This is a genomic window from Streptomyces sp. NPDC085932 (assembly GCF_044540525.1).
Taxonomy (GTDB): Bacteria; Actinomycetota; Actinomycetes; order Streptomycetales; family Streptomycetaceae; genus Streptomyces; species Streptomyces levis.
Map to the genome: position 1 here is coordinate 751,788 of NZ_JBITSJ010000003.1, position 8,417 is coordinate 760,204.

The following is an 8,417-nucleotide window of genomic DNA, read 5'->3' on the forward strand; positions in this document are numbered from 1 at the left end:
TACGGGGCCTGCGGGTCCGGTGCCGGGCGGCCGTCTCCCGACCGGGTCCGCAGCTATATCCAGTCGTCGGGCTCCGGCTCCGCGTCCATCTCGGGCCAGTCGTCCGGGTCCTTCCCGCCCGGGCCGGAGGCCCGAGCCGGAGCCGGCGAGGTCGAGTCGGGCGCCGGGGCCGCTCCGGGCGGCCCGCCCAGTGAGGCGAGCACGCCGAGCACTCCTTCGCCGTAGGTGGCGAGCTTCTTCTCGCCCACCCCGCTGATCCCGCCGAGCTCGCTCACCGACGCCGGCCACGCCAGGGCGATCTCCCGCAGCGTCGCGTCGTGGAAGATGACGTACGCCGGGACGCCCTGCTCGCGGGCCTGCTCGGCCCGCCAGGCGCGCAGGGCCTCGAACGCCGGCAGCAGCTCCTCGGGCAGCTCGGCGGCGACGGTTCTGCCCTTGCGCTCGCCCCGCCCGGACCCTCCGGAGGACCCGGACGACCCGGAGCGCGAGACCACCGGCTTCTTCGGCTCCTTGCGCAGCGGTACCTCCCGCTCCCGCCGCAGCACCGCTCCGCTGGCCTCGGTCAGCACCAGCGTGCCGTAGTCGCCCTCCACCGCGAGCAGCCCTTGGGCGAGCAACTGCCGTATCACGCCCCGCCATTCGCCCTCGGTCAGGTCTTCCCCGATGCCGAACACCGACAGCTGGTCGTGGTCGAACTGGATGACCTTGGCGGTGCGCTTGCCCAGCAGGATGTCGATGATCTGCACCGCACCGAACTTCTGCCCGCGCTCCCGTTGCAGCCGCACCACCGTCGAGAGCACCTTCTGCGCGGCGACCGTGCCGTCCCAGGTCTCCGGCGGGGTCAGGCACGTGTCGCAGTTGCCGCAGCCGGCCGGGTCCGGGTCCTGGCCGAAGTAGGCGAGGAGCTGGCTCCGGCGGCACTGGGCCGTCTCGCACAGCGCCAGCATCGAGTCGAGGTGGGCCTGGGCCCGCCGCCGGAAGGCCTCGTCGCCCTCGCCGGACTGGATCAGCTTGCGCTGCTGGATGACGTCGTTGAGCCCGTAGGCCATCCAGGCCGTCGACGGCAGTCCGTCGCGGCCGGCCCGGCCGGTCTCCTGGTAGTACCCCTCGACCGACTTGGGCAGGTCGAGGTGGGCGACGAAACGGACGTCCGGCTTGTCGATGCCCATGCCGAAGGCGATGGTCGCCACCACGACCAGGCCGTCCTCCCGCAGGAAGCGGGACTGGTGGGCCGCGCGCGTCCCCGCGTCCAGGCCCGCGTGGTAGGGCACGGCCTCGATGCCGTTGCGGCTGAGGAACTCGGCGGTCTTCTCCACCGAGTTGCGCGACAGGCAGTAGACGATGCCCGCGTCGCCCGCGTGCTCCTCGCGCAGGAAGGCCAGCAGCTGCTTCTTCGGGTCGGCCTTGGGCACGATCCGGTACTGGATGTTGGGCCGGTCGAAGCTGGCCACGAAGTGGCGGGCCGACGGCATGTTCAGCCGCTCGGTGATCTCCCGGTGCGTCGCCCGCGTGGCCGTGGCCGTGAGCGCGATCCGCGGGACGTCCGGCCAGCGCTCGCCGAGCAGCGACAGCGCCAGGTAGTCGGGCCGGAAGTCGTGGCCCCACTGGGAGACGCAGTGCGCCTCGTCGATGGCGAAGAGGGAGATCTTGCCGCGGGAGAGCAGATCCAGGCTGCTCTCCAGGCGCAGCCGCTCCGGCGCCAGGTACAGCAGGTCCAGCTCGCCGGCGAGGAACTCGGCCTCCACCATCCGGCGCTCGTCGAAGTCCTGCGTGGAGTTCATGAACCCGGCCCGCACGCCCAGGGCCCGCAGCGCGTCCACCTGGTCCTGCATCAGGGCGATGAGCGGGGAGACGACCACGCCCGTACCCGGCCTGACCAGGGACGGGATCTGGTAGCACAGGGACTTGCCGCCGCCGGTGGGCATGAGTACGACGGCGTCGCCGCCGGCGACCACGTGCTCGATGACCGCTTCCTGCTCGCCGCGGAAGGCGCCGTAGCCGAAGACCCGGTGGAGCGCGGTCAGTGCCTCGCTCGCGTCGGCGCCGAGCGGCCCGGCCGGTCCGTCGCCGGCAGCGCCGGATCCACCGCCGAACCCGGCCGCGCTCCCGGCACCGAACCCGGCGCCGGCCTCCGCGTCCGCCCCGGCATCCGTCCCCGCCCCCGTACCGACGTCCGTCTCGGCGCCCGTACCGGCCTCGGTCTCAGCGCCCGTACCGGCATCCGTCCCGGCGCCGGTCACCGTGCCTCGTTCCGTCATCACACCCGTCCCGCCCGTCGCGCCCATCGTTGCGTCCCCCGTGCGTCGCGCCTCGACCACTGCGTCCACCATAGGCGCCCGCACCGACAGCCCCGGAGTTATCCACAGGTCCCGGCCGATGGGGCGAGAGCGGCCCACACTCCCGTTCGACTCAGCCCAATGGACGGCCCGTCTGGCACGCCCCCACCCGTCGGGCGAAGCTGCTCACGCGGCCCGGGTGCGGCCCGCGTCCCACGCCCCCCGTCCGTCCCTCCCCCCGGCGGGCGCCACCGCGTCCTCCTGACGAGCGCCCGCCCGGGCGTCCCTCTCCGCAAGGAGCACTCGACATGCCCCCCGTCCAGACCCTCAAGGCCGCCTGCGTCCTCGCCCTGACCACCGCGCTCGCCCTCACCGCCGCCCCTGCCCTCACCGCCGCCCCCGCCCACGGCGCCGGGCACAGCACCGCAATCGGCACCGGAATCGGCACCGGACACGGCCACGACTCCGCACCGGAGCTGATCCAGACCTACGCCGCCACGCGCCACTACCAGCACGTGAAGCGCGCCCAGCGGGACGGCTACCTCCCCGCCGGCCCCTGCGCCGCCCGGTCCGGCGAGGGCGCCATGGGCTACCACTACGTCAACCAGCGGCTGATCAACTCCACCGATCCGGTGAAACCGGCCGCGGTCGTCTATCACAGGGACCGGCACGGCAAGCTGCGCGCCGGGGCCGTGGAGTGGATCGTCCGGGACGCCGACCAGAACGTGGAGACGGACCGCGACCGGCCGGTCATGTTCGGCGACCGCCACTTCGAGGGGCCGGAGGAGATCCCCGGCCTGGGCGTCGTCTACACGCTGCACGCCTGGATCTTCACGGACAACCCCAGGGGCGTCTTCCACCCCTGGAACCGCAGGGTGCAGTGCCCCTGACCCGCACACGCGAAGGGACCCGGCCCCCTGAGGAGACCGGGTCCCGCGCTCGCTCGGGCGTTCAGCGGACGAACACGCCCGCCTGCCCCGCCAGGTCCAGGAAGTACTGCGGCGCCACACCGAGCACCAGCGTGACCGCCACACCGACGCCGATCGCCGTCATGGTCAGCGGCGACGGCACGGCCACCGTCGGGCCCTCGGGCCGCGGCTCGCTGAAGAACATCAGCACGATGACACGGATGTAGAAGAACGCCGCGATCGCCGACGAGATCACACCGATGACGACGAGCGGGGCCGCCCCGCCCTCCGCAGCCGCCTTGAACACGGCGAACTTCCCGGAGAAGCCGGACGTCAGCGGAATGCCGGCGAAGGCCAGCAGGAACACCGCGAACACGGCCGCCACCAGCGGCGAGCGCCGGCCCAGCCCCGCCCACTTCGACAGGTGCGTCGCCTCGCCGCCGGCGTCGCGCACCAGCGTGACCACCGCGAAGGCGCCGATCGTCACGAACGAGTACGCGGCCAGGTAGAAGAGGACGGACGAGACACCGTCGGGCGTGGTCGCGATGACACCCGCGAGGATGAACCCGGCGTGCGCGATCGACGAGTACGCCAGGAGCCGCTTGATGTCGGTCTGGGTGATCGCGACGATCGCACCGCCCAGCATGGTGACGATCGCCACGGCCCACATCACCGGCCGCCAGTCCCAGCGCAGGCCGGGCAGGACGACGTACAGCAGCCGCAGCAGCGCGCCGAAGGCCGCCACCTTGGTCGCCGCCGCCATGAAGCCGGTCACCGGGGTCGGCGCGCCCTGGTACACGTCCGGTGTCCACATGTGGAAGGGCACCGCGCCCACCTTGAACAGCAGGCCCATCACCAGCAGCGCGGCGCCGACCAGCAGCAGCGCGTCGTTGCCCATGGTGTCGGCGAGCGCCGGGTTCACGTCCTGGACGGTGCCGTCGACGACCTGCGCGATCGTCGCGTACGACATCGAGCCCGCGTAGCCGTACAGCAGCGCGATGCCGAACAGCGTGAACGCGGAGGCGAAGGCACCCAGCAGGAAGTACTTGACCGCCGCCTCCTGCGACATGAGCCGCTTGCGGCGGGCCAGGGCGCACAGCAGGTACAGCGGCAGGGAGAAGACCTCCAAGGCCACGAACAGCGTCAGCAGGTCGTTGGCCGCCGGGAAGATCAGCATGCCGGCCACGGCGAACATCAGCAGCGGGAACACCTCGGTGGTGGTGAACCCGGCCTTGACCGCGGCCTTCTCGCTCTCGCTGCCCGGCACGGACGCGGCCTGCGCGGCGAAGGAGTCCACGCGGTTGCCGTGCGCCACCGGGTCCAGGCGCCGCTCGGCGAAGGTGAACAGGCCGACCAGGGCCGCGAGCAGGATCGTGCCCTGGAGGAACAGGGCCGGTCCGTCGACGGCGATCGCACCCATCGCCGCGATGCGCGCCTTGGTCGTGCCGTAGCCGTCGGCCGCGAGGGCGACGACCGCGGCGAAGGCGGCCGCCAGCGCGACGACGGAGACGAACATCTGGACGTAGTAACGGGATTTGCGCGGTACGAACGCTTCGACCAGGATCCCGACGATCGCCGCTCCGACGACGATCAGGGTGGGCGCCAGCTGGCCGTACTCGAACTCGGGCGCGTCGATCTTGGTGATCGGCTCGGCCGCGGTTGTCCACAGGCTGTGGACGGCTGATGCGCTCACTTGGCCGCCTCCACCTCGGGCTGGGGGTCCTTCTTCTGAACGTCGGACATGGTCTGCTCCACCGCGGGGTTGACGATGTCCGTGACGGGCTTCGGGTAGACGCCCAGGAAGATCAGCAGTACGACCAGCGGGGCGACCACCACGAGTTCCCGCGCCTTGAGGTCGGGCATGGCGCTGACCTCGGGTTTCACCGGGCCCGTCATCGTCCGCTGGTAGAGGACGAGGGTGTAGAGCGCGGCGAGGACGATGCCGAAGGTGGCGATGATGCCGATCACCGGATAGCGCGTGAACGTGCCGACCAGGACGAGGAACTCGCTGACGAACGGCGCCAGCCCCGGCAGCGACAGGGTCGCGAGGCTGCCGATCAGGAAGGTGCCGGCGAGCACCGGGGCGACCTTCTGCACCCCGCCGTAGTCGGCGATGAGCCGCGAGCCTCGCCGGGAGATCAGGAAGCCGGCGACCAGCATCAGCGCGGCCGTCGAGATGCCGTGGTTGATCATGTACAGCGTCGCGCCGGACTGGCCCTGGCTGGTCATCGCGAAGATGCCCATGATGATGAAGCCGAAGTGGGAGATCGACGCGTAGGCCACCAGCCGCTTGATGTCGCGCTGGCCGACCGCGAGCAGCGCCCCGTAGATGATGCTGATCAGGGCGAGGACGAGGATCGCGGGCGTGGCCCACTTGCTGGCCTCCGGGAAAAGCTGGAGGCAGAAGCGGAGCATCGCGAAGGTGCCGACCTTGTCGACGACCGCCGTGATGAGGACCGCGACCGGGGCCGTCGACTCCTGCATCGCGTTGGGCAGCCAGGTGTGCAGCGGCCACAGCGGCGCCTTCACCGCGAAGGCGAAGAAGAAGCCGAGGAACAGCCAGCGTTCGGTGCTGGTCGCCATGTCGAGCGTGCCGTTGGCGCGGGCCTCGGCGATCTCCTGGAGCGAGAAGTTCCCGGCGACGACGTACAGGCCGATCACCGCGGCCAGCATGATCAGGCCGCCGGCCAGGTTGTAGAGGAGGAACTTCACCGCGGCGTACGAGCGTTGCGTCGCCGCCGTCTTCTCGCCGTGCTCGTGGGCACGGTCCCCGAAGCCGCCGATGAGGAAGTACATCGGGATGAGCATGGCTTCGAAGAAGATGTAGAAGAGGAAGACGTCGGTGGCCTCGAAGGAGAGGATCACCATCGCCTCGACGGCCAGGATCAGGGCGAAGAAGCCCTGCGTCGGCCGCCACCGGCTGCTGCCCGTCTCCAGCGGGTCGGCGTCGTGCCAGCCCGCCAGGATGATGAACGGGATGAGCAGGGCGGTGAGCCCGATCAGCGCCACGCCGATGCCGTCCACGCCCAGTTCGTAGCGGACGCCGAAGTCGGCGATCCAGGCGTGGGACTCGGTGAGCTGGTAGCGCTCGCCGCCCGGGTCGAAGCGGACCAGGACGACGATCGCCAGCACGAGCGTGGCGAGCGAGAAGAGCAGCGCCAGCCACTTGGCGGCGGTGCGCCGCGCGGCCGGTACGGCGGCCGTGGCGATCGCCCCGATCGCCGGGAGCGCCGCTGTCGCTGTCAGCAGGGGAAAGGACATCGGTATCAGACCGCCCTCATCAGCAGGGTCGCGGCGACGATGACCGCCGCGCCGCCGAACATCGAGACCGCGTAGGAGCGGGCGAAGCCGTTCTGCAGCCTGCGCATCCGCCCGGAGAGGCCGCCGACCGAGGCCGCCGTGCCGTTGACGACGCCGTCGACCAGGGTGTGGTCGACGTAGACCAGGGACCGCGTCAGGTGCTCGCCGCCGCGGACCAGGACGACGTGGTTGAAGTCGTCCTGGAGCAGGTCGCGGCGGGCGGCCCGGGTGAGCAGCGAGCCGCGCGGGGCGACGGCCGGGACCGGGCGGCGGCCGTACTGCGCCCAGGCGAGGGCGACGCCGATGACCATGACGGCGACCGTGGACAGCGTGACCGTGAGGGCGCTGACCGGCGGGTGGCCGTGGTCGTGCCCGGTGATCGGCTCCAGCCAGTGCACGAACCGGTCGCCGATGCTGAAGAACGCGCCGCCGAAGACCGACCCGACGGCCAGCACGATCATGGGGATCGTCATGACCTTGGGCGACTCGTGCGGGTGCGGCGGGGTGTACTCGCCGCGCGTCTCCGCCGCGGGCTCCACGTCCGGCTGGGCCGGGGACGGCGTCGGGGCGTGGCGCCAGCGCTCCTCGCCGAAGAACGTCATCAGCATCACGCGCGTCATGTAGAACGCGGTGATGGCCGCGCCGAGCAGGGCGCACGCGCCGAGGATCCAGCCCTCGGTGCCGCCCTTGGCGAACGCCGCCTCGATGATCTTGTCCTTGGAGAAGAAGCCGGACAGGCCCGGGAAGCCGATGATCGCGAGATATCCGAGGCCGAAGGTGATGAAGGTGACCGGCATGTACTTCCGCAGGCCGCCGTACCTGCGCATGTCGACCTCGTCGTTCATGCCGTGCATCACCGAACCGGCGCCGAGGAAGAGACCGGCCTTGAAGAAGCCGTGCGTCACCAGGTGCATGATCGCGAAGACGTAGCCGATGGGGCCGAGGCCCGCGGCGAGGATCATGTAGCCGATCTGCGACATGGTCGAGCCGGCCAGGGCCTTCTTGATGTCGTCCTTGGCGCAACCGACGATCGCACCGAACAGCAGCGTGACCGCGCCGACGATCGTGACGACCAGCTGCGCGTCCGGGGCGCCGTTGAAGACGGCGGCGGAGCGGACGATCAGGTAGACGCCCGCCGTCACCATCGTCGCGGCGTGGATGAGGGCCGAGACCGGGGTCGGGCCCTCCATCGCGTCCCCGAGCCAGGACTGCAGCGGCACCTGGGCGGACTTGCCGCAGGCGGCGAGCAGCAGCATCAGGGCGATCGCGGTGAGCTTGTCCTCACCGGCCGCGCCGGCGAGCCCGGCCTCTCCGTGGCTGCCCAGCACCGGCCCGAAGGCGAAGGTGCCGAACCACAGGAACATCAGCATGATCGCGATGGACAGGCCCATGTCGCCGACGCGGTTGACCAGGAAGGCCTTCTTCGCGGCCGTGGCGGCGCTGGGCTTGTGCTGCCAGAAGCCGATCAGCAGGTAGGAGGCGAGACCGACGCCCTCCCAGCCGACGTACAGCAGCAGGTAGTTGTCGGCGAGGACGAGGATCAGCATCGCCGCGAGGAACAGGTTCAGGTAGCCGAAGAAGCGGCGGCGCCGCTCGTCGTGCTCCATGTACCCGACGGAGTACAGGTGGATCAGCGTCCCCACGCCCGTGATCAACAGGACGAACGTCATGGACAGCTGGTCGAGCTGGAAGGCGACGTCCGCCTGGAAGCCCTCGACCGGGATCCAGCTGAACAGGTGCTGGCTCATCAGGCGCTGGTCGGCGTCCTGGGCGAGCATGTCGCTGAACAGCACCAGGCCGAGCACGAAGGAGACGGCCGCGAGCAGCGTGCCGAGCCAGTGGCCGACGGCGTCCAGCCGGCGTCCGCCGCACAGCAGGACCGCCGCTCCGAGCAGGGGCGCCGCCACCAGCAGCGCAATCAGGTTCTCCACTT

General features: G+C 71.0%; 5 protein-coding genes. 1 reads left to right on the top strand and 4 read right to left on the bottom strand.

Going from position 1 to position 8,417, the window contains the following annotated elements:
- Window positions 1–53: 53 nt before the first annotated feature.
- Window positions 54–2,258, bottom strand: coding sequence for a DNA helicase RecQ (gene recQ / locus ACIGAQ_RS19510; protein WP_399784301.1), 2,205 nt, complete (start codon window positions 2,256–2,258; stop codon window positions 54–56).
- A 326-nt stretch (window positions 2,259–2,584) separates the two neighbouring features.
- Between recQ and ACIGAQ_RS19515 the strand changes: the two genes are divergently transcribed.
- A complete protein-coding gene (locus tag ACIGAQ_RS19515; RefSeq protein WP_399784304.1) occupies window positions 2,585–3,166 on the top strand; it encodes a hypothetical protein in 582 nt (193 codons plus the stop codon).
- A 61-nt stretch (window positions 3,167–3,227) separates the two neighbouring features.
- Here ACIGAQ_RS19515 and nuoN read toward each other — a convergent pair whose 3' ends face one another.
- Genes nuoN through nuoL form a run of 3 tightly spaced genes read right to left on the bottom strand, consistent with a single transcriptional unit; the run spans window position 3,228 to window position 8,415 of the window.
- Window positions 3,228–4,877 carry an NADH-quinone oxidoreductase subunit NuoN gene (gene nuoN / locus ACIGAQ_RS19520; protein WP_399784307.1) on the bottom strand — a complete coding sequence of 550 codons (1,650 nt, stop codon included), beginning with the start codon at window positions 4,875–4,877 and terminating at the stop codon, window positions 3,228–3,230.
- Window positions 4,874–6,445: an NADH-quinone oxidoreductase subunit M gene (locus ACIGAQ_RS19525; protein ID WP_399784309.1), complete on the bottom strand. Its 1,572-nt coding sequence runs from the start codon at window positions 6,443–6,445 to the stop codon at window positions 4,874–4,876. Before ACIGAQ_RS19525 ends, nuoN begins: the two co-directional genes overlap by 4 nt.
- Window positions 6,446–6,450: 5 nt before the next feature.
- Entirely contained in the window at window positions 6,451–8,415 is a 1,965-nt protein-coding gene (gene nuoL / locus ACIGAQ_RS19530) for an NADH-quinone oxidoreductase subunit L (RefSeq protein WP_383334323.1), read from the bottom strand.
- Between the last annotated feature and the right edge of the window lie 2 nt (window positions 8,416–8,417).

Coding starts and splice junctions, on each gene's coding strand:
- recQ (WP_399784301.1), bottom strand. CDS start 2,258: ATGACGGAACGAGGCACGGTGACCGGCGCCGGGACGGATGCCGGTACG.
- ACIGAQ_RS19515 (WP_399784304.1), top strand. CDS start 2,585: ATGCCCCCCGTCCAGACCCTCAAGGCCGCCTGCGTCCTCGCCCTGACC.
- ACIGAQ_RS19525 (WP_399784309.1), bottom strand. CDS start 6,445: ATGTCCTTTCCCCTGCTGACAGCGACAGCGGCGCTCCCGGCGATCGGG.